This is a genomic window from Pseudomonas sp. GYB4201, from assembly GCF_056312595.1.
Window position 1 is genome coordinate 23,094 of sequence record NZ_JBWGIG010000011.1, and the last position, 23,320, is coordinate 46,413.

Consider the following 23,320-nt stretch of genomic DNA (forward strand, 5'->3'; position numbering starts at 1 on the left):
AGCCAGGCCTGCAGGGCGTTGACGGCGGGTCAGCCGCGACCTTCCAAGTGGCGTTGCAGCTGCGCCACGATGGCCGCGACGTTGTCCCTGGCCATGATGCTGTGGTGGTCGCCAGGCACCCAGGCCAGGTCCAGTTGCGCGGCCAGTACGCCCCAGCCCAGGTCGGGCTCGGCGAACTGCCGGGCAAAGCCCTGCTCGCCGCAGCACAGCAGCACGGTGCCGGCGTAGGGGGCCGGCTGGTAGCTGCGCAGCGCTTCGTCGTTGGCATCGGTCACCGTCAGCACATGGCGCAGCTGCGCTTCGCTGGAGCCAGCGGGTAGCAGACCCTGGCCGGTGGCGGCTGCCAGCACCTGCAGCCACTGCGCCTGGGCCGGCACGCCTTGCAGGCTGTCCCAGTCGAAGGCCAGCTTGGGCATGAGGATGCCAAGCATCACCGCGTCGTCGCTCAGCCAGTGCCGCTTGGCCATCTGCCCGTAGGTGCCGTTGCGGTACAGCGGCTGGGCGCTGGCGTTCTGCGCGCGCGAATCCAGCAGCGCCAACAGCGCCACGCGTTCACCGCGCGCGGTGAGCTGCTGGGCCATCTCGTAGGCGATGCAGCCGCCCATGGAATGCCCCACCAGGTGATACGGCCCTTCGGCCTGCACCGTCTTGACCAGCGCGATATAGGCCGTGGCCATGGCCTCGATCCGCCGCAGCGGCGTGGCCTCCCCTTGCAGGCCCGCGGCCTGGATGCCATACACCGGCTGGTCGTTGCCCAGCATCCGCGTCAGTTCCAGGTAGTTGGTGGTGTGGCCGCCATAGGGGTGGATGCAGAACAGCGGCGGCAGTTCGCCGCCGGTGTGCATGCCCACCAGTTGCGGGCTGCGCGGCGCCTGCTGGCGCTGCAGCGTGGCCGCCAGGGCCTTGGCCGTGGGGTTTTCCAGCAGCGCGGCGGGCGACAGGGCCTGGCCGAAGCGTTGCCGCGCCTGCATGATCACGCTCAGGGCGGACAGCGAACTGCCGCCCAATTCGAAGAAATCGTCGCTGACGCTGATGGCGTCCATGCCCAGCACCTGCTCGAAGATCTCGACCAACTGCGCTTCGATGGAATTGCCCTGGGCCCGCGGCTCGACCTGCGGCGCCGGCACTTGCCGAGCCGGCGCCGCAGTGTTGCCGGGCCAGAAGCGCTGACGCTCGAAGGGGTAGCCGGGCAACGCCACGCGGCGACGGGCCGCGCCCTGGTGCAAGGCCGTCCACTGCGGCGCCACGCCCGCCACCCACAGGCGGCCAAGGCCCATGGCCAGGCTGGCACTATCAGCGCCGCCAGCGCTGCTGGCCAGGGTCGCGCTGGCCACGCGGGCATGGGCGGCCAGGGCGTGCTTGCGGATGATCGAGGTGAAGGTCTGCCCCGGCCCCACTTCCAGGAACAACCCACCGGGCACCTGCAGCAAGCGCTCCAGGCCCTCGGCAAAGCGTACTGCCTGGCGCAGGTGGCGCACCCAGTGCGCCGGGTCGGTGGCTTGCTCGGCAGTCACCCAGTCACCCGTGACGTTGGTGAGGTAAGGCGTGGTCGGCGCGTGCAGCGGCACGGCACTGACCTCGGCCATGAACTGCTCCAGCACCGGGTCGAGCATGGCCGAATGGAAGGCATGGGAGGTGGCCACGCGCTTGCAGCGCAGGCCGGCGGCTGCGACTTGCGCCTGCACCGCATCGATGGCCGCGAGGGGCCCGGCCAGCACGCAGGCGCGCGCAGCGTTGACCACGGCCAGGTCGACGCCGTTGACGGCATACACCTGCAGCTCCTGGGCCGACGCCTCCACGGCGAGCATTGCGCCGCCGGGCAGCGCCTGGATCAATTGGCCGCGCCGGGCCACCAACTGCAACGCATCAGGCAGCGCCATGACCCCGGCCAGGCAGGCGGCCACGTACTCGCCCAGGCTGTGCCCCATCATGGCCGCAGGGCGCACACCCCAGTGTTGCAGCTGCTGCGCCAGCGCGTACTCGACCACGAACAGCGCCGGCTGGGTGATGGCGGTCTGCATCAGTTGCTCGCGCGCCGCGTCCGTGGCCGCCGCTGGCGGGTACAGCACGGTGCGAATGTCCAGGCCCATCACCGGCTGCAGCAGCTGTGCGCAGTCATCGATGCAAGCGCGGAACACCGCTTCGCTGTCGTACAGCTCACGACCCATGTTGACCTGCTGCAAGCCTTGCCCGGGGAACAGGAACGTCACCCCGGCGCCAGGGCCGGCCAGGCCGGTGCTGCTGCGCGCGGCGGGCAGCGCCGTGAGCGCCTCGACGGCTGCGGCAGGGGTGTCGCAAACCACCGCGCGGCGGTGCTGGAAGTGGCTGCGGCCCTGTTGCAGGGTGTAGGCGACATCCGCCAGGTCGACACCGGGATTGGCCTGCAGGTGGCTGGCCAGCTGCTTGGTCATGCGCGCCAGGGCCGCCTCGGTTTTTGCCGAAAGCGCCAGCACCTGGCAACCGCCCGCTGGCGGCGCCACGGCAACTGCCGGCGCCTGTTCGAGGATCATGTGGGCGTTGGTGCCGCCAATCCCGAACGAGCTGACGGCCGCGCGGCGTGGCGTGGCCGTGGCCGGCCAATCGCTGAGCGCGGCGCTGACCCTGAACGGGCTCTGCGCCAGCTCGAGCTTGGGGTTGGGCGCCTGGAAATGCAGGGTGCCGGGAATTTGCCCGTGGTGCAGCGCCAGGGCCGCCTTGATCAGGCCGGTGACGCCCGCCGCCGCATCCAGGTGGCCGACGTTGGCCTTGGCCGAACCCAGCACGCAGAACTGCGTGGCGTCGGTGTGACGCCGCCAGGCTTGGGTCAATGCCTGCACTTCGATAGGGTCGCCCAGGGACGTGGCAGTGCCGTGGGCTTCCACCAGGCCAATGGTGGCCGGGTCGACCTTGGCGCGCTGCAGCGCCTGTTCGATCACGTCGGCCTGGCCGTCCACCGCCGGGGCGGTAAAGCCGACCTTGGCGTTGCCGTCGTTGTTGATGGCCGAGCCCTTGATCACTGCCCACACGTGGTCGCCGTCGGCCACCGCCGCCGAGAGGCGCTTCAACACCACCAGCGCCCCGCCGCTGCCGCGCACGGTGCCCTGGGCCTGGCTGTCGAACGGCCGGCAGCGGCCGTCACCGGACAGAATGTGGCCGTCCTGGTGCAGGTAGCCGGTGCCATGGGGCACCTCGATCGACACCCCGCCAGCCAGGGCAATGTCGCACTCGCCCAGGATCAGCTGCTGGCAGGCCAGGTGCACCGCCACCAACGAGGTGGAGCACGCGGTCTGCACCGTCAGCGCCGGGCCGCGCAGGTTGAGCTTGTAGGCCAGGCGCGTGGAGAGGAAATCCTTTTCATTGAGGATGGTGGTCTGGAACAGCTCGGCGGCACTGCCCGGGTTGGTCTCCAGGTAGTGCAACAGGTAACCCGAGCGCCCGGTACCGCCGTACACGCCAATGCGCCCGCGATAGTCGGCATTGGCATAACCGGCGTGCTCCAGGGCGTGCCAGCCGGTTTCCAGGAACAGCCGCTGCTGGGGGTCCATCAACAGCGCTTCGCGTGGCGGGTAGCCGAAGAACGCGGCGTCGAACTGCTCGACCTGATCGAGCACGCCCTTGCGCTTCACGTAGCGCGGGTCGGCCAGCAGCGCGGGGTCGACGCCAGCGGCCAGCAGCTGTTCGTCGCTCAGCTCGCCCACCGACTCGACGCCGGCGGCCAGGTTGCACCAGAACGCCTCGACGTTGGCCGCGCCGGGGAAGCGCCCGGCCATGCCGATGATGGCGATATCGGTGTCCACGCCCACGCTGCTCAGGCTCGGCGCCTGGGGTGCGGGGCGGGTGCCTTGGGGGGCGCCGCGCAGGTGTTCGGCCAGGGTACGGATGTTGGCGAAGCGGAACAGGTCCATGGTCGCCACGCGGTAGCCCAGCACCTTCTCCAGCTCGAGTTCTACCCGCACCAGGTCCAGGGAGTTGCCCCCCACCTCGAAGAAGTTGTCGTCGATGCCCACGGCCTCAAGCTTGAGCACCGTGGTCCAGGCCGCAGCGATCTGCTGTTCCAGCAGGTCCCGGGGGGCGACCAGGTGGCTGCTGGCCCGCTGCTCGGCCGGGCTTGGCAAGGCGGCGCGGTCGATCTTGCCGTTGGGGGTCAGGGGCCAGGCGTCGAGCAGCATGATCGCCGCCGGCACCATGAAATCCGGCAAGGTGCCCTGGGCGTGGGCACGGATGTCGGCGGCGGTCACGGTGGCCGCGTCGGCAATGGCGTAGGCCAGCAGCGACGGCGTGCTGCCACCGGCGATCACCAGTGCTTCGCGCACGCCGGCACAGGCGGCAATCACCGCTTCCACTTCGCCCAGTTCGATGCGGAAACCGCGAATTTTCACCTGGTGATCCAGGCGGCCCAGGTACTCCAGGCTGCCATCGGGCAGGTAGCGGGCCAGGTCGCCGGTCTTGTACAGGCGCGCCTCACCGCCCTCGAACGGGTTGGCGATAAAGCGTTCGGCGGTCAGGTCCGGGCGGTTGAGGTAGCCACGGGCCAGGCCCACGCCGGCGATGTGGATCTCGCCGGCGATGCCCACCGGCACCTGTTGCAGACGCGAGTCGAGCAGGTACAGGCGGGTGTTGGCCAGCGGCTGGCCGAGGGTGACCCGCGTGGTCTCGGCACCCAGCACGGCCATGGTCGCGCACACGGTGGCTTCGGTGGGGCCGTAGGCGTTGAGGAAGCGCCGACCAGGAGCCCAGCGCTTGACGATGTCCAGGCTGCAGGCCTCCCCCGCCGCCGCCACGGTGCGCAGGGTGGGCACCTCTTCGGGCTGCAGCAGCGCCAGCACCGACGGCGGCAGGGTGACCACCGTGACGGCGTGGCGGGCGATGGTGTTGATCAGCGCCGAGCCGGGCATGATGTCCGCCTTGGCCGCCAGGCACAGCGCCGCGCCGGCGCACAGGGCGGTGAAGATCTCCGACACCGAGGCATCGAAGCTCACCGAGGCGAACTGCAGCACGCGGCTCTGCTCGCTGATGGCGAAGCCCTCGATCTGGGCATGGACCATGTTCGACAGGCCGTAGTGCTCCAGCATCACCCCCTTGGGCCGGCCGGTGGAGCCGGAGGTGTAGATGATGTACGCAAGGTCGTCGGGCCGCGACACCCGCTCGGGGTTGCTGGCAGGCTCCTGGGCGATGGCCGCACCGTGGGTATCCACGCACAGCTGTTGCACCTTGGCCGACGCTGGCTCGGCGCCCGCGCCTGCGCGGGTCAGCAGCAGGCTCAGGCCCGAGTCCTCCTGCATGTAGGCCAGGCGGTCCGCCGGGTAGCCGGGGTCCAGGGGCAGGTAGGCGCCACCGGCCTTGACGATGGCAAGGATACCCACCACCAGCTCGGGGCTGCGCTCCATGCTCACGCCCACCGGCTGCCCCGGCTGCAGGCCATTGCGGCGCAGGTAATGGGCCAGGCGGTTGGCCCGGTCGTTGAGCTCGGCGTAGCTGATGGCCTGGTCTTCATGGAGCAGGGCCACGCGGTCCGGCGTGCGCTGGGCCCAGCCTTCCACCCAGTGGTGCACCGGCTCCTGGGGGAAGCGCGCGTCGGTGGCGTTCCAGGCGGCAAAGTTGGCGCGCTCGCCGTCCGTCAGCATCGGCAGGCGGGCAATGGCCTGGGCCGGCGCCTGCACGGCGCTGGCCAGCAGCGCCTGGTAGTGGGCCACCAGGTAGCCGATGCTGCGGGCGTCCCACAGGTCGGTGTTGTACCAGCACACTGCGCGCAGGCAGCCGTCCACCTCCTCGACCACGAAGTCGAGGTCGAATTTCACCCCATGCTGTTCCAGCGGGTAGGACTCCAGCGCCAGCCCGCTGAGGTCCACCACCGCGCCGCCCAGGCCCATGCGCGCCGCCGCCACGCCGCTCAGGTGCGCCAGGTGGGATTTCTGGTAGGTGAAGGACACCTGGAACACCGGGCTGCGGCTGCTATCGCGGGCCACGTTGAGTTTTTCCACCAGCAGCGGGAACGGGTAGTCCTGGTGCGCCTTGGCGCCCACCAGCACGCTGCGCACATGGCCCAGGAAGTCACTGAACGGCTGCTCGCCGTCCAGCTGCGCACGCAAGGCGCACGGGCTGGCGAAATAGCCGACCGTACGCGCATGGCCCTCGGGCGGGCGGCCGAAGCGCGGCGAACCGACGACAATGTCATCCTGCCCGGTGTAGCGGTACAGCAGCACGTAGAAGGCCGCCATCAGCACGGTGTAGAAGGTCACGTCCTGCTCGCGGGCCAGGGCCCGGATCTGCTGGGTGAAGGCCTGGTCGAACTCGAAGGCATGCCCGGCGCCGACGTGGGTCTGCACCCGCGGGCGCGGGCGGTCGGTGGGCAGGTCCAGCACCGGCGGGCGCTGCAGCACCTGCTGCCAGTAGGCCCAATGCTGCTCGCCGGCAGGCGACTCCAGCAGTTGCTGCTGCCAGCCTACATAGGCCTCGAACGGCAGGCCCATGTCCGGCAGCACCGCCGCCTCGCCCAGCACTCGCGCCCGGTACAGCAGGCCCAGCTCTTCCATCAGCACGATCAGCGACCAGGTGTCGGCGGCGATGTGATGGCAGTTCAGGAACAGCACCTGCTCATCGGCACGGGCCGAGAACAGCCGGGCGCGAAACACCGGGCCATGCTGCAGGTCGAAACCCTGGTCGGCCTCTTGGGCCAGGCGTGCGTGCAGCGCCTTGGCGCTCCACTGGCTGGCGTCGTGGTGCTGGAAGTCCACCGGCGCTTGGGCATGAATCATCTGCAGCGGCTCGCCCTGGGGGGCTGCGTAGGTGGTGCGCAACACCGGGTGACGATCGACCAGATCCTGCAGGGCACCGGCGAAGGCCGCAAGGTCCAGGGCACTGCGAATGGTCCAGGCCATGGGCAGGCCGTACTGTGCGCCGTCGGGGTTCAGGCTCCACAAGAACCACATGGCGCGCTGCCCACGGGACAGGGGCGCAGTGGTGATACCAGGGGAAGCAACAACGGGGTGGTCAAGCGAAGAGGTGCCAGGGCGCGAATGCTGCAGAGGGTTGGTCAATCTGGGTTAGCCTAGTGAAGGTCGTTTATTGCCCACGCACTCACCCCCGGCATGGGCGCGCGCCGGGAGGACAGCCACAGGAAAGGGCCAGCCACGGAACGAGGCTCGATGCGGAATACGGGAGAGTCGGGAGTCATCGTGAAACGGGTGGTTCAACGGCGGCTGTGTTTCGGCTGAACCCCCCGATTGCCGGGGTTATCACGCAAACGAATAGCAAACCGCCATCACGCGGCAGTGTACGGAGAATGCGTTCGGCGGTCTATCGAGCAGGGGTGGGGATCCCGACGAACGGTGAGTCGGGATCGTGCCATGGCTGCAGGGTTTTAGGGCTTGTACGGCTCCAGCACCTGCTGGTCCTGCCCTTTCAACACCCACACCAACAACTTCGCCGGCTGGGTCTTGCTGGCGTTGCGCGACACCAGGTGCACGGTGCCGGCCGGCTCGTACCAGTACTGTCCTTGCTTGTAGGTCACCGGCGCCTGGCCCTTGAGCTGCGACACCACGCTGCCTTCGAGCACGTAGGCCATCACGGAGCCGGGGTGGCTGTGGGCGTCGGAGGCCTGGCCGGGGGCGTAGTCGACGGTGAGCATGATGGCCTGCTGGCCCGGGGCGTTGGGTGGGCTCTGCTGTTGCAGGATCTTCACGTTGTCGTGGGCGAAGGCGCTGGTGGACAGCAGGGCGGTGGCGAGCAGGATGCGCAGGTTCATCTTCGTGGCCTCGTGATGGGATGAGATGAAGATAGGCGCGTTCGTTCGCTGGCTACAGTGCCAATGGGCGGGAAGATTGGGGGGCCAATGAACGGGACGCGGCCTGGCGGCCGCTGCTACGGGGCTCTCTGTAGCAGCAAATGTCTTGAAATGGCGTCGTCTGCATCGCGACTAAAGTCGGCTCCTACAGCGTTCGGGGTAGGAGCCGGCCTTGGCCGCGATGCAGGCGACGCGATCGGCGGGTTCCGCGCCCCCCCTGTAGCAGCTGCCGAAGGCGGCGTCCCGTATTGTCAGGGCTCCAGGCCGATGGGAAAGAACTCGCCGCTGCTCCACACGCCCAGCCAGCGCTGGCCGTCGATTTCGCGCACGCTGGCCAGTTCGACCAACTGGTAGAAGACGTTGCGGTGCACCAGGGCCTCGAGGTTGCTGCGCACCAGCAGGTACGGCGCCGGCTCCTGGGTGGCGGGGTCGGTCTCCACGCGCAGGGGGTGGGCGGCGTCGGCCACCACGCTGTCGTCGACGTTGGTGGTGAAGCGCAGCACCTGGGCCTCGCCCTGCCCTTCCACGTCCAGGGTCACGGCGACGAAGGGCGCATCGTCGACGGTGATGCCGACCTTCTCCACCGGGGTCACCAGCACGTAGTCGTCGCCATCGCGGCGCAGGATGGTGGAGAACAGGCGCACCATGGGCTTGCGGCCAATGGGCGTGCCCAGGTAGTACCAGGTACCGTCCCGGGCGATGCGCATGTCGATGTGGCCGCAGAAGTCCGGGTTCCACAGGTGCACGGGCGGCAGGCCCTTGCCGCTGCTGGGGATCTGCGCCAGCAGATCGTTCGCCTTGCCTGCACCACTCATGCCTTGCTCCTGTAACCGCTTTACGGGCGACTCATGCCCAACAGGATACGAGCGTAATCCTCCAGCGGCGGCTCTAGCAAATCTTCCGGCTTCTGGTTGTGGATGCTCAGCAGGCCGCCGCGCATGCGAATGGTGGCGCTGTCGATCAGGTAGCGGGTGTTGGTTTCGATCAGCATCACCTGGATGGTGCCGTTGTCCACGCCCAGGCGGTCGACGGCTTCCTGGTCGGCCCACTCGTCGGCGTTGCCGATGCGGTCATCGGCATTGGCGAAGCGGGTGTACAGCAGGTAGCTGGCGCCGGCGCTGCGGGCCTCGCCCAGGGCCTGCTCCAGGCCCAGCGGCGCGCGGGCGCGGCGGACCATGGGGAAGTAGTCGATGAAGCCGTTGAACGCCGCCTCGGCCACCACGTTAGGCTTGGGGTAGGCGCTGCCCGGCGGGGCGAAGGCGCCCTGGCCGATGTAGATGAACGAATCCGGCTGCAGGCGGAAGTTGTTCAGGCGGCGGGTGTTGCTGTGGTTCAGCACACCGGCGTCGCTCAATTGTTCGCGGGTGGCTTCACCCATGTCGCTCACACTCATGCAGCCGCCCAGCGCCAACAGCGCGAGCAGCAAGACCAGGCTACGCATCTTTCCTCCAGAGGCCGGTGACGGAAAACCGGCGAATAGCCGCGTGATGCAGCTTTTGCGCCAGTCTGCGTATCCGCCCCGCAAGGTTTAGCCGCCGATGATCTTCATCACCGTGGCGCCGCCTGAAAACGCCACCTCCTGCTTATCGCCCAAGGCCTTCTGCAGCAGGCCCTGCAGGGCCGGCAGTGCCTGTTCGCGGGGCAGTTCCAGCAGGTCGCCGACGTAGTGGCGGTTGCTGGACGACAGGCAGCCGTGCAGCCACCCGGTGGACGACAGGCGCAAGCGCGAGCAGGTACGACAGAACGGCACGCTCTCGTTGGCGATCACGCCAAAATAACCACGCCCCGGCACCTCGTAGCGCAACGCGGTGGCGTCCACCGGCGCGCTGGCCTGTTGGTACTCGTAATGTTCGCCGATCAGCGCCAGCAAGGCGTCAAGGCCAATGAACTGGGCGTGGAAGCCGGCGCTGTCGCGGGCCAGGTGGCCCATGCGCATCAGTTCGATGAAGCGCAGCTCGAAGCCGCGGTCCAGGCAATAGTCCAGCAGCGGCAGCACCTGGTCGACGTTGCGCCCGCGCAGCGGCACCATATTGACCTTGATGCGCAAGCCCGCCGCCCGCGCCCGCTCCAGGCCATCGAGCACGGTGCGCAGGTCGCCGCCACGGGCGATGCCGCGGAAGGCGTCGGGGTCCAGGGTGTCGAGGGAGACGTTGAGGCGGCGGATGCCGGTGTCCAGCAGCAACGGCAGCTTGCGCGACAGCAACTGGCCGTTGGTGGTGAGGCTGATGTCCGCAAGGCCCAGCGGCGCGACGCCGTGCAGGAACTCTTCAAGGCGTGGGCTGACCAGCGGTTCGCCGCCGGTGATGCGCAGCCGCTCGATGCCGGCGGCTTCGATCAGGTACTGCACGCCGCGCACCAGGGCGGCGGCGGACAGCTCGTCCTGCGCGGCCACCAGGCGCTTGCCGTCGGGCACGCAGTAGGTGCAGGCGTAGTTGCAGGCCGCCGTCAGGCTGACGCGCAGGTTGCGAAAGGACCTGCCTTGACGATCGACGATCATGATGACTCCGGCATGGGGGAAGCGGACTGCAAAAATCTGACCGAAAAGTCAGGTTTTTGCAAGCCCCCATCGAATCAGTATACGCCTGACCGGCGACGAATCAGGCGGAAGGTTCGCTGTCGCGCTTGCGCTTGTTGCCCATGCGCACGCCGATGTCCATCAGGAACTGGAAGAAGCCTTCCTGGTCTTCCAGCACGTTGCTCCAGAACGGCGAGTGGTACAGCGCCACGGCGCCGTGCACCAGGGCCCAGGAGGCGCAGTAGTGGAAGTACGGCGGCACGTCCTCGAGCTTGCCCTCGGTGATGCGGCCCTTGATCAGCAGCGTCAGGCGGTCGAAGTTGGAGGCGCGGATCTTGTGCAGTTCCTCGACCATCTCCGGCACCTGGTTGCCCTTCACCACCTTCTCTTCCAGGCGGTCGAACAGGCGGTAGCGCTGCGGGTCACGCATGCGGAATTCGAAGTAGGCGCGCGACAGGGCTTCCTTGTCGCGGTCGACGTCCGCCGAATGCAGCAGTTCGTTCAAGTCACGCTCGTAGTCGAGCATCAGGCGCAGGTAGATCTCCGCCTTGGACTTGAAGTGCTTGTAAATCGTGCCTTTGCCGATGCCCACGGCATCCGCGATCATCTCGACGGTGACGCTGTCTTCACCCTGTTCCAGGAACAGTTTGAGCGCGGTGTCGAGGATCTCTTGCTCCCGGCGACGAAACTCACGGACCTTACGAGGTTCTTTCTGCATAAGAAGGACTGGATCAAAATCGAAGGCCGGTATTATGCCTAACTTGCAGCAAATTGCACGGAAGTTCCAACCATGACAGCGGTTGCCGACACGTGCCGGTACAATTTTACCACCTGTTTTTTGACGCTTTCAGGGCCCAACCAAGCCAAGAGCACTCAATGGACGCGGACGTATTCCAAATCTGTTTAAAAAACGCTCAATCACCGGTGGCATAGTGCGCAGGCTAGCCAATACTTGAAGTGTCGACGTGCTCATACCCCCCAAGTGAGACGCCGATAAAGGTGTCAATGGATCGCACGCCTTTGTTTTACTCCTAATGGTCTTAACCCGGATTCACCCCCCAGAACCCGGGTTTTTTTTGCCCCGGATTTGCCTCAGCCGGCGACGTGGGCCAGCGGGAACAGCCGCTTGAAGTTGGCGGTGGTCTGCTCGGCCAGTTGCTCGTAGCTTTCGCCACGCACCAGCGCCAGGAATTCGGCGACTTCGCGCACGTACTGCGGCAGGTTGGGCTTGCCGCGGTGCGGTATCGGCGCCAGGTATGGCGAGTCGGTCTCCACCAGCAGGCGGTCGGCCGGCATCTGGCGGGCGACGTCGCGCAGGGCGTCGGCGTTGCGGAAGGTGACGATGCCCGACAGGGAGATGTAATAGCCCATGTCCAGGGCCGCCTTGGCCATTTCCCAGTCCTCGGTGAAGCAGTGCAGCACGCCAGCCTGGGGCAGTTTGGCCTCGCGCAACAGGTCGAGGGTGTCGGCGCGGGCGCCGCGGGTGTGGATGATCACCGGCTTGCCGGTGATGCTGGCCGCTTCCAGGTGCAGGCGGAACGAGGCCTGCTGCAGTTCAGCCGCCTCGGGCTCGTAGTGGTAGTCCAGGCCGGTCTCGCCGATGGCCACCACGCGCGGGTGGTCCAGCTCTTCGAGCAGCCACTTCAGGGCTGGCGCTTCACCGGGCTTGAGGTCCAGCGGGTGGATGCCCACCGAACAGTCGACGTCGGCGTATTGCTCGGCCACGGCCTTGACCGCGCCGGCGTTGTCGGCGCTGACGCCGATGCACAGGAAGTGCCCTACCCCGCGGTCACGGGCCGCCTGCAGGGCGGCATCGAGGGAACCGTCGTGCTGGGCCAGGTCCAGACGATCGAGGTGGCAGTGGGAATCGACAAGCATGGGCATTGGGGCAACTTACATCGTATGAGTGGGGCGGTCGGACTTGATGGCGCCGGCCAGGTAGGTTTCGATCTTGTTACGGGCGGTGTTGTCACCGTCATTGAACTGCACGCCAACGCCGGCGGCGCGGTTGCCCTGGGCGCCCTTGGGGGTGATCCAGGCGACACGGCCGGCGACCGGGATCTTCTCCGGCTCGTCCATCAGGTTCAGCAGCATGAACAGCTCATCGCCCAGCTTGTAGCTCTTGCTGGTGGGGATGAACAGCCCGCCGTTCTTGATGAACGGCATGTAGGCGGCGTACAGCACCGACTTGTCCTTGATGGTCAGGGACAGGATGCCGTTGCGCGGGCCGGGATTGACTGGCTGATTCATTGAAATTCCTCGATTGCGCCAACTACTGAGGGCCCACCACGGTGGGCCCCACTACGCTCTTCAAGCCTGGCCGGGCAAGCCTGCCCAGGACACCAGCAACGCTTCGAGCAACAACACCCGGTTGAGGTTGGCCTTGGCCAGCACCTTCTGGCGCTGCGCCAGAATCCAGTCCTGCGCGGCCAGGACCTTGCCCTGCCCACTCTTTTGCGCCAGGTACTGCACCACCTTGCGCATGTCCCCCAAGCCTAACCCCTCCTCGTCCTGCGTCAACTGGTAGCGCAGGATCAGGTTGGACCAGTCGCAGAACCAGTCGAACAGCAGCAGCAACGGGATGGCGTTCCAGCTTTCCGCCAACTGCGTGGGCGAGGCCTGCTGCTTGAGCAGCTTCTTCACCCCGTCCACCACCAGCGCGCGCTGTTCGACCACGCCCTGGGCCTGCAGGCGCACCGCCACCAGCGGCGAGCCGGCGGCCAGGGTCAGCAGCTCTTCGCGCTGCTCGGGCGTGCACTCGGGCAAGGCGCCGGCCAGCCAGTCCAGGCTCATGGCCTGGCTGGGCAGCGGGCAGGCCTGCTGCACGCAACGGCTCTTGATGGTGGGCAGCAGGCGGCTGGGCTGGTGGCTGACCAGCAGCAGCACGGTATTGCCCGATGGTTCCTCAAGGCTTTTGAGCAAGGCGTTGGCAGCGTTGATGTTCATGGCCTCCACCGGCTCGATCAGCACCACCTTGCGCCCGCCCAGCTGGGCGGTCTGCACCACGAAGCCGACCAGGTCGCGCACCTGGTCGACCTTGATGGCCTTGTCGGCCTCCTCGGGTTCCAGGATGTAGTTGTCCGGGTGGCTGCCCGCTGCCAGCAGGTGGCACGACTTGCACTGCCCGCAGGCGGCCAGGCCCTGGGGCTGCTGGCACAGCAGCAAGGCCATCAGGCGCTCGGCCAGGGCACGCTTGCCGATGCCCTGGGGGCCATGCAGCAGGTACGCGTGGGCGTGCTGGCTACGGCCGGCCAGGTGCTGCCAGAGGCTGTCCTGCCACGGGTAGGCCTCAGCCACGGGCGCGCGCCTCGATGCCGGGCAGCAGGCTGTCAAGCTGCTGCTGCACCTCGCCCAGGGTCAGGGCGGCGTTGACCAGGGTGTAGCGCTCGGGCGCCGCGGCGGCCCGTTGCAGGTAGGTGTTGCGCACCGCGTCGAAGAAGGCCCGGCCTTCCTGCTCGAAGCGGTCCAGGCGGCCACGGGCGGTGGCGCGGGCCAGGCCCACTTCCACCGGCAGGTCGAACACCAGGGTCAGGTCGGGGCGCAGGTCACCCTGGACGAAGGCTTCCAGGCTGGCGATGCGCGCGTGGCTGAGGCCGCGGCCGCCGCCCTGGTAGGCGTAGGTGGCGTCGGTGAAGCGATCGCACAGCACCACCGCGCCACGGGCCAGCGCCGGGCGAATCACTTCGCTCAGGTGCTGGGCGCGGGCGGCGAACACCAGCAGCAGCTCGGTGTCGGCGTGCATGGCTTCGTCGCTGGGGGCCAGCAGCAGTTCGCGGATGCCCTCGGCCAGCGGCGTGCCGCCCGGTTCGCGGGTCAGCACCACGTCCAGGCCGGCGGCGCGCAGGCGCTCGGCCAGGTACTCGCGATTGGTGCTCTTGCCCGCGCCTTCGGGGCCTTCAAGGGTAATGAATAAACCGCTCACTGGCTGTCCTTCTGAGTGTCTTGGGGCGCACCGGCTTTGCTGTCGGTGGCCGTGTCGGGGCTTGCCGCCGGTACCGTCGGCGGCTGCGTGGCCGCGTCCTGGCCTGGCGCGGGTGCCGGCACCGGGGCGGGCGCAGGGCTGGACCGGTAGTCGGCGCGGCGCTTGAGCTGGAACTCGCGCACGGCGTTGTTGTGCTCGTCGAGGTCGTCGGAGAACACATGGCTGCCGTCGCCGCGGGCGACGAAATACAGGCTGGTACCACTGGCTGGGTTCAATGCGGCATGCAGCGCCTCGCGGCCGACCATGGCGATCGGCGTGGGCGGCAGGCCGGCGTTGGTATAGGTGTTGTACGGCGTTGGCTCGTGCAGGTCGGCGCGCGTCAACTTGCCGGTGTAGCGCTCGCCCATGCCGTAGATCACCGTGGGGTCGGTCTGCAGCAGCATGCCGGTGGCCAGGCGGCGCACGAACACGCCGGCGATCTGCGAGCGCTCCTGGGGCACGCCGGTTTCCTTCTCCACCAGCGAGGCCATGATCAGCGCCTGATAGGGCTGGTCATACGGCACATCAGGGGCACGGTCGGTCCACTCCTTGGCCAGCACCTCGTCCAGGCGGCTGTAGGCCTGGCCCAGCAGCTCGGCGTCGGTCATGCCGCGCACGTACTTGTAGGTGTCGGGGAAGAACCGGCCTTCGGGGAACACGCCTTCATGGCCCAGGCGGGTCATGACCTCGGCGTCGCTCAGCCCGGCCAGGGTGTGCTTGAGCTTCTCCTGCTTGTCGAGGGCAGCGCGCACCTGGCGGAAGTTCCAGCCTTCCACCAGGGTCAGGTTGTACTGCACCACCTCACCGCGCTGCCACACGCCCAGCAGGTCCTTGAGGGTCATGCCCGGGGTCAGGCGGTACTCGCCGCTGTGCAGCGGCGTGCCGGCCAGGTTGAAGCGCCAGTACAGGCGCAGCCAGAAGGCATCGCGCAGCGTGCCCTTGGCCTGCATGCGCATGAAGGTGCCGGTGGGCGTGGAGCCATTGGGCACGTCCAGGAGGTCTTCCTGGGCGACATTAAGGGTTTGGTCCAGTGCACTGTGCACTTTCCAGGCGGCAACGCCCAGCGTCAGGCCTGCCAGGATAACCAGGGTCTCCAGCAGCACCAAGAATTTACGTCTCACGAATCACACATCCAATAGTGCGCGGGCAAGGCTCTGCAGTTTACGGGTGAGCGGCCCCGGCGACCAGTTCAGTGACGCGAAAGCGCGAACGGGCCAGATGCCATACACGCTGTTGCAGACGAACACTTCATCGGCCTGCCACAGGTCTTCAGGCCACAGGTCGCGGACCTGCACGGGAATGCCCAGGGCAGCAGCCTGGGCCAACAGCTCGGCGCGCATGACCCCGGCGACGCCACAGCGCGCCAGATCAGCGGTCAGCAACTGACCGTCACGCACCAGGAACAGGTTGCTGAACACGCCTTCGACCAGGCGCCCGGACATATCCCGCATCAAACCTTCGGCAAAGTCCGGGCCGGACCATTCGGCGCGGGCCAGCACCTGCTCCAGGCGGTTGAGGTGCTTGAGGCCAGCCAGCAGCGGCTGTTCGGCCAGGCGCGTGGCACAGTCGAACAGGCGCACGCCTTGCTCGGCATGGGCAGCGGGGTAAGCGGCGGGCGGGTTGCCCTGAACCAGGCGCCGGGCCGGCGCCAGGGGGTCGGCGGCGTAGCCGCGCTGGCTGTCGCCACGGGTGACGATGAGCTTGAGCACACCCTCGCCCAGCTGCGCGGCACAGGCCGCCAGTTCCGCCTCGACCAGGGCCGCGTCAAGGCTGATTGCCAGGCGCTGGCAACCCTGCAGCAGACGCTGCAGGTGGCGCGCCAGCAACAGCGGCTGGCCGGCCTTGACGGCGATGGTCTCGAACACCCCATCGCCATAGGCCAGGCCGCGGTTCTTCAGCGCCAGCGTGTCCGCCGGCACGCCGTCGACCCAGCTGAGCATCAGCCGTTGAACCGGCGGAACACCAGCGAGCCGTTGGTGCCACCAAAGCCGAACGAGTTGGACAGCACCACGTCGATCGGCATGTTGCGCGCCTGATGCGGGACGAAGTCCAGGTCGCAGCCTTCGTCAGGCTCGTCCAGGTTGATGGTGGGCGGCGCCACCTGGCTGTTGATGGCCAGGACGCTGAAGATCGCTTCCACCGCGCCCGCGGCACCCAGCAGGTGACCGGTCATGGACTTGGTCGAGCTGACCGCCAGCTGGTAGGCATGGTCACCGAACACCGACTTGATGGCCGAGGCTTCCGCCAGGTCACCCGCCGAGGTGGAGGTACCGTGGGCGTTGATGTACTGCACATCGCTGCCGTTCACGCCAGCATCGCGCAGGGCGTTGGCCATGCAGCGGGCGGCACCCGCGCCGTCTTCGGGCGGCGAGGTCATGTGGTAGGCGTCACCGCTCATGCCAAAGCCCACGAGCTCGGCGTAGATGGTGGCGCCACGCGCCTTGGCGTGCTCCAGCTCTTCGAGCACCAGGGCACCGGCGCCGTCGGACAGCACGAAGCCATCACGGCCCTTGTCCCACGGGCGGCTGGCCCGGGTTGGCTCGTCGTTGCGGGTGGACAGCGCGCGGGAGGCACCGAAGCCGCCCATGCCCAGGCCACAGGCAGCCATTTCGGCGCCACCGGCAATCATCACGTCGGCTTCGCCGTAGGCGATGTTGCGCGCCGCCATGCCGATGCAGTGCGTACCGGTGGTACACGCCGTGGCGATGGCGTAGTTGGGCCCCTGCACGCCCAGGTGGATGGACAGGAAACCGGAAATCATGTTGATGATCGAACCCGGCACGAAGAACGGCGAAATCCGACGCGGCCCGGAGGCGTGCAGGATCTTGCAGGTTTCCTCGATGTTGGTCAGGCCACCGATACCCGAGCCCATGGCCACGCCAATGCGCTCACGGTTGGCATCGGTCACTTCCAGGCCGGCGTTACGCACTGCCTGGAAACCGGCCGCCAGGCCGTACTGAATGAACAGGTCGAGCTTGCGGGCTTCCTTGACCGACAGGTACTCCTCGACGTTGAAGCCTTTGACCGAGCCGCCAAAACGGGTGGAGTAGGCAGAAAGGTCGGTATGCTCGATCAGACCAATGCCACTGCGGCCAGCCAGAATGCCCTGCCAGGTGCTCGGCACATCCGTGCCCAGTGGCGACAGCATACCCATACCGGTGACCACGACGCGTCTACGCGACACAGCGCTCTCCTTATTCTAGGAACAACCTTTACATCTCATCTAAAGAAAAAACCGCACGCCAGCAAAGGCAGTGCGGTTTTTCCATGACAAGAAGCTGCGATTACAAAGTCTTAAGCCTGGTGGGCAGTGACGTAATCGATAGCGGCTTGAACAGTAGTGATCTTCTCAGCTTCTTCGTCAGGGATTTCGGTCTCGAATTCCTCTTCCAGAGCCATCACCAGCTCAACGGTGTCAAGGGAATCGGCACCCAGATCTTCTACGAAGGAAGCAGTGTTCACGACTTCTTCTTCTTTAACGCCCAGTTGCTCGGCGACGATTTTCTTGACGCGTTCTTCGATGGTGCTCATACCTTGTTTTCACTCCTAATGGACATAAGTCAGGCAGCTGGCCAGTGTGCAAGTTTATAGGAAGGCTTCGGCATTTCAAGCTGAAAGCGTCGGCTCCCGATCACACTCACCCGCCACCTAGAATTTGGATGCAGCTTTATAACGGATTTTGAACGACACGTATGACATTTTTTTGAAGCAATCCGTCACATTTCACTTACATGTACATGCCGCCGTTGACCGGGATAGTAGCACCGGTCACATAGGCTGCACCTTCCGAGGCCAGGAAAGCCACCACTTTCGCGATTTCTTCGGCCTGGCCCAGGCGACCCAGAGGGATCTGGGTCTGCAAGGCTTCACGCTGCGCTTCAGGCAGCTCACGGGTCATGTCGGTGTCGATGAAGCCAGGGGCCACCGAGTTGACCGTGATTGCACGCGAGCCCACTTCACGGGCCAGCGCGCGGCTGAAGCCCTCGAGGCCCGCCTTGGCAGCAGCGTAGTTCACCTGGCCGACGTTGCCCATGGCACCGACAACCGAACCAATGCTGATGATACGACCCCAGCGTGCCTTGGTCATGCCGCGCAGCACGCCCTTGGACAGCCGGTACAGGCTGTTGAGGTTGGTATCGATGACATCATGCCACTCATCATCCTTCATGCGCAGCATCAAATTGTCGCGGGTGATGCCGGCGTTGTTGACCAGGATGGTGGGGGCACCGAACTGTTCGGTGATGGTCGCCAGTACGGCGGCGACGGATTCGTCGCTGGTCACGTTCAGCTCGAGGCCGGTGCCCTGCACGCCGTTTTCCTTGAGGGTGGCGGCGATGCGCTCGGCGCCCGAGGCCGACGTGGCGGTACCGATGACGGTAGCGCCCATACGGCCCAGTTCCAGGGCGATAGCCTGGCCAATGCCACGGCTGGCGCCGGTAACCAGTGCAACTTTACCTTGCAGGCTCATGCAGGCTTCTCCTATTTCAGGCCTTCGCCGCCGCAACAGCGGCAGCGAACGCGTCTGGGGTATTCAGGTTTTCAGTGCTGACGCCATCGGCGCAGCGCTTGTTCAGGCCAGCCAGGACCTTGCCCGGGCCGCATTCGACCAGGCGCGGGGCGCCGTTGGCAGCCAGGTACTGCACCGACTCGACCCAGCGGACCGGCTTGTACAGCTGCTCCAGCAGGTCGCGCTTGAGGGTGTCCAGGTCGGCCGGCACGGCGGCGCTGACGTTCTGCACCACCGGGATCTGCGGGGCCTGCCAGTCGATGGCGTTGATCGACTCGGCGAAGCGCTCGGCAGCCGGCTTCATCAGCGCGCAGTGCGACGGCACGCTGACCGGCAGCGGCAGGGCGCGCTTGGCACCGGCTGCCTTGAGCAGCTCGATGGCACGCTCCACGGCAGCTGCAGAGCCGGCAATCACCACCTGGCCCGGGGAGTTGAAGTTCACCGCGCTGACCACCTCGCCCTGGGCCGCTTCGGCGCAGGCGTTGACCACTACGGCGTCGTCCAGGCCCAGGATGGCCGCCATGGCCCCCTGCCCGGCCGGCACGGCTTCCTGCATCAGTTGGCCACGGCGCTCCACCAGCTTGACCGCGTCAGCCAGGCTCAGGCAGCCAGCGGCCACCAGGGCGCTGTATTCGCCCAGGCTGTGGCCGGCGACGAATGCCGGGCGCTCGCCACCTTCGGCCAGCCACAGGCGCCACAAGGCCACCGAGGCTGCCAGGATGGCAGGCTGGGTCTTGTCAGTCTGGTTGAGGCTTTCTACCGGACCTTCCTGGATCAACGCCCACAGGTCGTAACCCAGCGCGTCGGAAGCTTCCTTGAACGTTTCCAGCACCAGCGGGTATTGGGCGCCCAGCTCGGCGAGCATGCCCAGGGACTGGGAACCTTGCCCTGGAAAGACAAATGCGAGGGATGCAGACATTTAACAAGCCCTTATTGATCTTGTCGTCGGAGAATTGACGTGCAACCGGAGTTGAACGCAAGAAACTGACAGTTGGATGACAGAGAGAACCGGGTGGTCACATTTAAGCACTCCTTGGCGGATATGCCTAAAGCAACAGATTTTCCAGCTGCCCGTGCAGGCGCTGGGGAAGATTTTCCTGAATTTCGGCCAACGCCCGCGAAATCGCGCTCTGGAAGCCCTGCACACCGGCCGAACCGTGGCTTTTCACCACGATGCCCTGCAGGCCCAGGAAGCTCGCGCCGTTGTGCCGCGCGGGCGCCAGGTCGGCCTGCAAGCGCTTGAGCAGCGGCATGGCCAGGGCACCGACGGCCCGCGACAGCAAATTGTGTCGAAACAATGCCTCGATGCGCCCGCTGATCATGGTCGCCAGGCCTTCGCTGGACTTGAGCAGCACGTTGCCGACAAAGCCGTCGCACACCACTACGTCCGCCTCGCCGCGGTACACGCCATCGCCTTCGATGAAGCCGATGTAGTTCAACCCGCGCGCGCCCTGCAACAGGCTGGCGGCCAGCTTCACCTGCTGGTTGCCCTTGATGTCCTCGGTGCCCACGTTGAGCAGCGCCACCCGCGGGCGCACCACGCCCAGCGCCTCGGCGGCCACCGAACCCATCACGGCGAACTGGAACAGGTGTTCGGCACTGCAATCGACGTTGGCACCCAGGTCCAGCAACTGGCACGAGCCGGTTTGCGTGGGAATGGCGGCCACCATCGCCGGGCGATCGACGCCGGGCAAGGTCTTGAGCACGTGGCGCGACAAGGCCATCAGCGCACCGGTGTTGCCTGCACTCACGCACGCCTGCACCTTGCCGTCACGCAGCAACTCCAGCGCCACCCGCATCGAAGAGTCCGGCTTGCCACGCAAGGCCTGGGACGGCCGCTCGTCCATGCCGATGACTTCGCTGGCCGCAGCAATCTGCAGGCGCGCGCGATCCACACCGGGTTGGCTGGCGATCAATTCTTCAAGGAGTAGGGGGTGACCGACGAGGGTCAGGTACAGCGAGGGGGTAGCAGACAGGCAGGCAAGGCTGGCCTGGACAATGTTGCGGGGACCGAAGTCCCCGCCCATTGCGTCAATCGCGATGACTTGAGCGGACAAGGATTACTCGTCAGCGCCCTTGTCGATCACTTTACGGCCACGGTATACGCCTTCTGGCGAAACGTGGTGGCGCAGGTGTACTTCGCCAGTGGTCTTCTCGACCGACAGGGTGCTAGCCGACAGGGCGTCGTGCGAACGGCGCATGTCACGGGCAGAGCGGGATTTTTTGTTCTGCTGAACAGCCATAATTGATTAACTCCTAAACGTTTGGGTCACGCTTTAACTGCGCCAATACACTGAACGGGTTGGACCGCGTTACCTCGTCCTCGCTCGGCTCGGGCTCATCTGCGCCCGCCGGCTGCTGGCATTCTTCCGGATGATGAGCAGGCACAATGGGCAAGGCGAGCAGAAGCTCCTCCTCGATCAATGCCTGCAGATCCAAAGGATCTTCGCCCAGTTCCAGCACGTCATAACCTTTCGGTAACGACTGGGTATTTGCACCCTCCTTCACCACAGCATAACTGCATTCGCTGTGGATCGGCAGGGTGACCAGCTCAAGACAACGCTGGCATACCATCTTGACTTCGACGTCGAGATGGCTGTGGATAACCACGGCCTTTCGCTCGTCTCGTTCGAAAACGAATTTAGCCTGCACCGTACCGACATTGTCGGAAAGCGGGTCGCAGAGTCTCTCCAAATCGGATAATGGCAGCGAACCTTCAAGGGTTACGCCACGATCGGCCAATTTGCGCGGGTCAACGTGAGGTGGAATCGGGTCATTCAACATAGGCGCAGCATTCTAGGGACGACCCCCTCCCCTGTCAAAGGAAATTAGGCCCTAACCCAATGATAGAATGACCATTCATCCACAGGAGACCGCCATGCTGCCCTTGTTACTTGCCTCGAGCTCGCCCTACCGCCGGGAATTGCTGGGCCGCCTGCGCCTGCCCTTCACCTGCGCCAGCCCTGATATCGACGAGAGCCGCCTGGCGGACGAGCCCGCCGAAGCCCTGGTCAAGCGCCTGGCCGAGCAGAAAGCCCGCGCCCTGGCGGCCAGCCACCCCGACCACCTGATCATTGGCTCCGACCAGGTGGCGGTGCTGGGCGAGCAGATCCTGGGCAAGCCCCACGATTTCGACCGCGCCTGCGCGCAACTGCTGGAAGCCAGCGGCACCAGCGTCACCTTCCTCACCGGCCTGGCGCTGCTCAACAGCACCACAGGGCACTGCCAGGTGGATTGCGTGCCGTTTACCGTGGAGATGCGCGAGCTGGACCTGGCGACCATCCAGCGCTACCTGCGGGCCGAGCAGCCCTACGATTGCGCGGGCAGCTTCAAGGCCGAGGGGCTGGGGGTGAGCTTGTTCAAGCGCACCCACGGGCCGGACGCGACCAGCCTGGTAGGGCTGCCGCTGATCCGGCTGGTGGATATGTTGTTGCAGGAAGGGGTGCAGGTGCCCTGAAGGCAATGACAACCGCAATGGAACCGTGTCGCCTGCATCGCGACCAAGGTCGGCTCCTACGGGAATGGCGTAGGAGCCGGCCTTGGTCGCGATGCAGGCGACGCGATTCTGGCGATGAAGCGGTTGCTATCAGCGCAACGAAGGACCGCTGAAGCCCATGTACAGCGCCAGCTTCTCGGCCACGCTGGCGCCCAGCTTCTTGGAGAAGCGGTCCAGGGCCGAATCCTCGACGGTGAAGTCGACCAGCTCCTTCTCGCCCACCACCTCGCGTGCCACGTAGCTGGCGTTGCCCAGGCCGTCGATCAGCCCCAGCGGCAGCGCCTGCTCGCCCGACCAGATCAGGCCGGAGAACATCTCCGGATGCTCCTTATCCTTCAGGCGGTCGCCACGCCCCTGCTTCACCACCGAGATGAACTGGTTGTGCGTGGTATCCAGCACGCCCTGCCAGAACTTGGTCTCGTCCGGCTTGGCCGGCTGGAACGGATCGAGGAACGACTTGTGCTCACCCGAGGTGTAGGCGCGACGCTCCACGCCCAGCTTCTCCATGGTGCCGACGAAGCCGTAGCCAGCCGCCGTCACGCCAATGGAACCCACCAGGCTGGCCTTGTCGGCGTAGATCTGGTCGGCGGCACTGGCAATGTAGTAGGCGCCCGAGGCACCCAGATCACTGATCACCGCGTACAGCTTGGTGTCCGGATGTTCCTTGCGCAGCCGATGAATCTCGTCCACCACGTAGCCGGCCTGCACCGGGCTGCCGCCAGGGCTGTTGATGCGCAGCACCACGGCCTTGACCTTGGGGTCTTCGAAGGCGGCGCGCAGGCTGCCGATGATGTTGTCGGCACTGGCGGCCTCCTGATCGGCGATCACCCCGCGCACCTCGATCAGCGCGGTGTAATGGGAGCCGCGCGTGGCGCTTTTTTCCATGTCCAGCAGCGGCGTGAACGCGGCGAAGGCCAGGAACAGATAAACGAAGGTCAGCAGCTTGAAGAAAATCCCCCAGCGCCGGGTCCGCCGATGCTCGATGACATTGGCTTGCAACGTCCTTTCCAGCAATTGCCAGCTCTTGTCATCACCGCGCTTTTCGGCGTCGGGCGCTTTCCATTCATCAGACATCGTTC

General features: G+C 66.3%; 21 protein-coding genes. 1 reads left to right on the forward strand and 20 read right to left on the reverse strand.

The annotated features are described in order from the left end of the window. Window positions 1-29: 29 nt before the first annotated feature. From AC0Z2B_RS12525 to AC0Z2B_RS12615, 19 genes are all read right to left on the reverse strand, one after another. Window positions 30-7,016, reverse strand: coding sequence for a hybrid non-ribosomal peptide synthetase/type I polyketide synthase (locus tag AC0Z2B_RS12525; protein ID WP_476296982.1), 6,987 nt, complete (start codon window positions 7,014-7,016; stop codon window positions 30-32). A gap of 323 nt (window positions 7,017-7,339) precedes the next feature. After that, complete coding sequence (locus AC0Z2B_RS12530) at window positions 7,340-7,723, reverse strand: cupin domain-containing protein (RefSeq protein WP_416423158.1); 384 nt, start codon at window positions 7,721-7,723, stop codon at window positions 7,340-7,342. Window positions 7,724-8,013: 290 nt separating this feature from the next. After that, entirely contained in the window at window positions 8,014-8,577 is a 564-nt protein-coding gene (locus tag AC0Z2B_RS12535) for a DUF1285 domain-containing protein (protein ID WP_476296984.1), read from the reverse strand. 20 nt (window positions 8,578-8,597) lie between these two features. Then, window positions 8,598-9,203 (reverse strand): DUF4823 domain-containing protein, encoded by a 606-nt coding sequence (locus AC0Z2B_RS12540; protein WP_416423156.1) that lies wholly within the window; start codon window positions 9,201-9,203, stop codon window positions 8,598-8,600. An 87-nt stretch (window positions 9,204-9,290) separates the two neighbouring features. Continuing rightward, the gene (locus AC0Z2B_RS12545) at window positions 9,291-10,259 is read right to left on the reverse strand and encodes a GTP 3',8-cyclase MoaA (RefSeq protein ID WP_416423155.1); all 969 of its coding nucleotides are present in this window, start codon (window positions 10,257-10,259) and stop codon (window positions 9,291-9,293) included. 100 nt (window positions 10,260-10,359) lie between these two features. Next, window positions 10,360-10,995, reverse strand: coding sequence for a TetR/AcrR family transcriptional regulator (locus AC0Z2B_RS12550; RefSeq protein ID WP_416423154.1), 636 nt, complete (start codon window positions 10,993-10,995; stop codon window positions 10,360-10,362). A gap of 374 nt (window positions 10,996-11,369) precedes the next feature. Beyond that, on the reverse strand, window positions 11,370-12,155 hold the full coding sequence (locus AC0Z2B_RS12555; RefSeq protein WP_476296986.1) for a TatD family hydrolase: 786 nt from the start codon (window positions 12,153-12,155) through the stop codon (window positions 11,370-11,372). Window positions 12,156-12,170: 15 nt separating this feature from the next. Beyond that, window positions 12,171-12,527 (reverse strand): PilZ domain-containing protein, encoded by a 357-nt coding sequence (locus tag AC0Z2B_RS12560; protein ID WP_416423152.1) that lies wholly within the window; start codon window positions 12,525-12,527, stop codon window positions 12,171-12,173. A gap of 60 nt (window positions 12,528-12,587) precedes the next feature. Next, entirely contained in the window at window positions 12,588-13,574 is a 987-nt protein-coding gene (locus AC0Z2B_RS12565; protein WP_476296988.1) for a DNA polymerase III subunit delta', read from the reverse strand. After that, a complete protein-coding gene (tmk, locus tag AC0Z2B_RS12570) occupies window positions 13,567-14,199 on the reverse strand; it encodes a dTMP kinase (RefSeq protein ID WP_416423150.1) in 633 nt (210 codons plus the stop codon). The genes AC0Z2B_RS12565 and tmk overlap by 8 nt, the downstream gene beginning before the upstream one ends. Beyond that, window positions 14,196-15,359: an endolytic transglycosylase MltG gene (gene mltG, locus AC0Z2B_RS12575; protein WP_476296990.1), complete on the reverse strand. Its 1,164-nt coding sequence runs from the start codon at window positions 15,357-15,359 to the stop codon at window positions 14,196-14,198. The genes tmk and mltG overlap by 4 nt, the downstream gene beginning before the upstream one ends. Before the next feature lie 3 nt (window positions 15,360-15,362). After that, window positions 15,363-16,178, reverse strand: a complete 816-nt coding sequence (pabC, locus tag AC0Z2B_RS12580) for an aminodeoxychorismate lyase (protein WP_476296992.1) — start codon at window positions 16,176-16,178, stop codon at window positions 15,363-15,365. Further along, window positions 16,178-17,422 carry a beta-ketoacyl-ACP synthase II gene (gene fabF / locus AC0Z2B_RS12585; RefSeq protein WP_476296994.1) on the reverse strand — a complete coding sequence of 415 codons (1,245 nt, stop codon included), beginning with the start codon at window positions 17,420-17,422 and terminating at the stop codon, window positions 16,178-16,180. Before fabF ends, pabC begins: the two co-directional genes overlap by 1 nt. 110 nt (window positions 17,423-17,532) lie before the next feature. Then, on the reverse strand, window positions 17,533-17,769 hold the full coding sequence (acpP, locus tag AC0Z2B_RS12590) for an acyl carrier protein (protein ID WP_007987170.1): 237 nt from the start codon (window positions 17,767-17,769) through the stop codon (window positions 17,533-17,535). Window positions 17,770-17,965: 196 nt separating this feature from the next. After that, on the reverse strand, window positions 17,966-18,706 hold the full coding sequence (gene fabG / locus AC0Z2B_RS12595) for a 3-oxoacyl-ACP reductase FabG (protein ID WP_416423146.1): 741 nt from the start codon (window positions 18,704-18,706) through the stop codon (window positions 17,966-17,968). A gap of 16 nt (window positions 18,707-18,722) precedes the next feature. After that, complete coding sequence (gene fabD / locus AC0Z2B_RS12600; protein WP_416423145.1) at window positions 18,723-19,664, reverse strand: ACP S-malonyltransferase; 942 nt, start codon at window positions 19,662-19,664, stop codon at window positions 18,723-18,725. A 127-nt stretch (window positions 19,665-19,791) separates the two neighbouring features. Further along, window positions 19,792-20,802: a phosphate acyltransferase PlsX gene (plsX, locus tag AC0Z2B_RS12605; protein ID WP_476296996.1), complete on the reverse strand. Its 1,011-nt coding sequence runs from the start codon at window positions 20,800-20,802 to the stop codon at window positions 19,792-19,794. Window positions 20,803-20,805: 3 nt separating this feature from the next. After that, a complete protein-coding gene (gene rpmF / locus AC0Z2B_RS12610) occupies window positions 20,806-20,988 on the reverse strand; it encodes a 50S ribosomal protein L32 (protein ID WP_008375086.1) in 183 nt (60 codons plus the stop codon). A gap of 13 nt (window positions 20,989-21,001) precedes the next feature. Beyond that, the gene (locus tag AC0Z2B_RS12615; protein WP_158155984.1) at window positions 21,002-21,529 is read right to left on the reverse strand and encodes a YceD family protein; all 528 of its coding nucleotides are present in this window, start codon (window positions 21,527-21,529) and stop codon (window positions 21,002-21,004) included. 94 nt (window positions 21,530-21,623) lie between these two features. Here AC0Z2B_RS12615 and AC0Z2B_RS12620 point away from each other — a divergent pair, with 94 nt between their 5' ends. Beyond that, a complete protein-coding gene (locus AC0Z2B_RS12620; RefSeq protein WP_476296998.1) occupies window positions 21,624-22,202 on the forward strand; it encodes a Maf family protein in 579 nt (192 codons plus the stop codon). 129 nt (window positions 22,203-22,331) lie between these two features. Here AC0Z2B_RS12620 and AC0Z2B_RS12625 read toward each other — a convergent pair whose 3' ends face one another. Next, complete coding sequence (locus AC0Z2B_RS12625) at window positions 22,332-23,315, reverse strand: S49 family peptidase (protein ID WP_416423142.1); 984 nt, start codon at window positions 23,313-23,315, stop codon at window positions 22,332-22,334. Between the last annotated feature and the right edge of the window lie 5 nt (window positions 23,316-23,320).

Excerpts from the sequence above, each read along its gene's own strand:
- AC0Z2B_RS12615 (WP_158155984.1), bottom strand. The coding sequence starts at position 21,529 with ATGTTGAATGACCCGATTCCACCTCACGTTGACCCGCGCAAATTGGCC.
- AC0Z2B_RS12555 (WP_476296986.1), bottom strand. The coding sequence starts at position 12,155 with ATGCTTGTCGATTCCCACTGCCACCTCGATCGTCTGGACCTGGCCCAG.
- acpP (WP_007987170.1), bottom strand. The coding sequence starts at position 17,769 with ATGAGCACCATCGAAGAACGCGTCAAGAAAATCGTCGCCGAGCAACTG.
- rpmF (WP_008375086.1), bottom strand. The coding sequence starts at position 20,988 with ATGGCTGTTCAGCAGAACAAAAAATCCCGCTCTGCCCGTGACATGCGC.
- AC0Z2B_RS12550 (WP_416423154.1), bottom strand. The coding sequence starts at position 10,995 with ATGCAGAAAGAACCTCGTAAGGTCCGTGAGTTTCGTCGCCGGGAGCAA.
- AC0Z2B_RS12545 (WP_416423155.1), bottom strand. The coding sequence starts at position 10,259 with ATGATCGTCGATCGTCAAGGCAGGTCCTTTCGCAACCTGCGCGTCAGC.
- fabG (WP_416423146.1), bottom strand. The coding sequence starts at position 18,706 with ATGAGCCTGCAAGGTAAAGTTGCACTGGTTACCGGCGCCAGCCGTGGC.
- AC0Z2B_RS12530 (WP_416423158.1), bottom strand. The coding sequence starts at position 7,723 with ATGAACCTGCGCATCCTGCTCGCCACCGCCCTGCTGTCCACCAGCGCC.
- pabC (WP_476296992.1), bottom strand. The coding sequence starts at position 16,178 with ATGCTCAGCTGGGTCGACGGCGTGCCGGCGGACACGCTGGCGCTGAAG.
- AC0Z2B_RS12535 (WP_476296984.1), bottom strand. The coding sequence starts at position 8,577 with ATGAGTGGTGCAGGCAAGGCGAACGATCTGCTGGCGCAGATCCCCAGC.
- AC0Z2B_RS12625 (WP_416423142.1), bottom strand. The coding sequence starts at position 23,315 with ATGTCTGATGAATGGAAAGCGCCCGACGCCGAAAAGCGCGGTGATGAC.
- fabD (WP_416423145.1), bottom strand. The coding sequence starts at position 19,664 with ATGTCTGCATCCCTCGCATTTGTCTTTCCAGGGCAAGGTTCCCAGTCC.
- AC0Z2B_RS12620 (WP_476296998.1), top strand. The coding sequence starts at position 21,624 with ATGCTGCCCTTGTTACTTGCCTCGAGCTCGCCCTACCGCCGGGAATTG.
- AC0Z2B_RS12540 (WP_416423156.1), bottom strand. The coding sequence starts at position 9,203 with ATGCGTAGCCTGGTCTTGCTGCTCGCGCTGTTGGCGCTGGGCGGCTGC.
- AC0Z2B_RS12560 (WP_416423152.1), bottom strand. The coding sequence starts at position 12,527 with ATGAATCAGCCAGTCAATCCCGGCCCGCGCAACGGCATCCTGTCCCTG.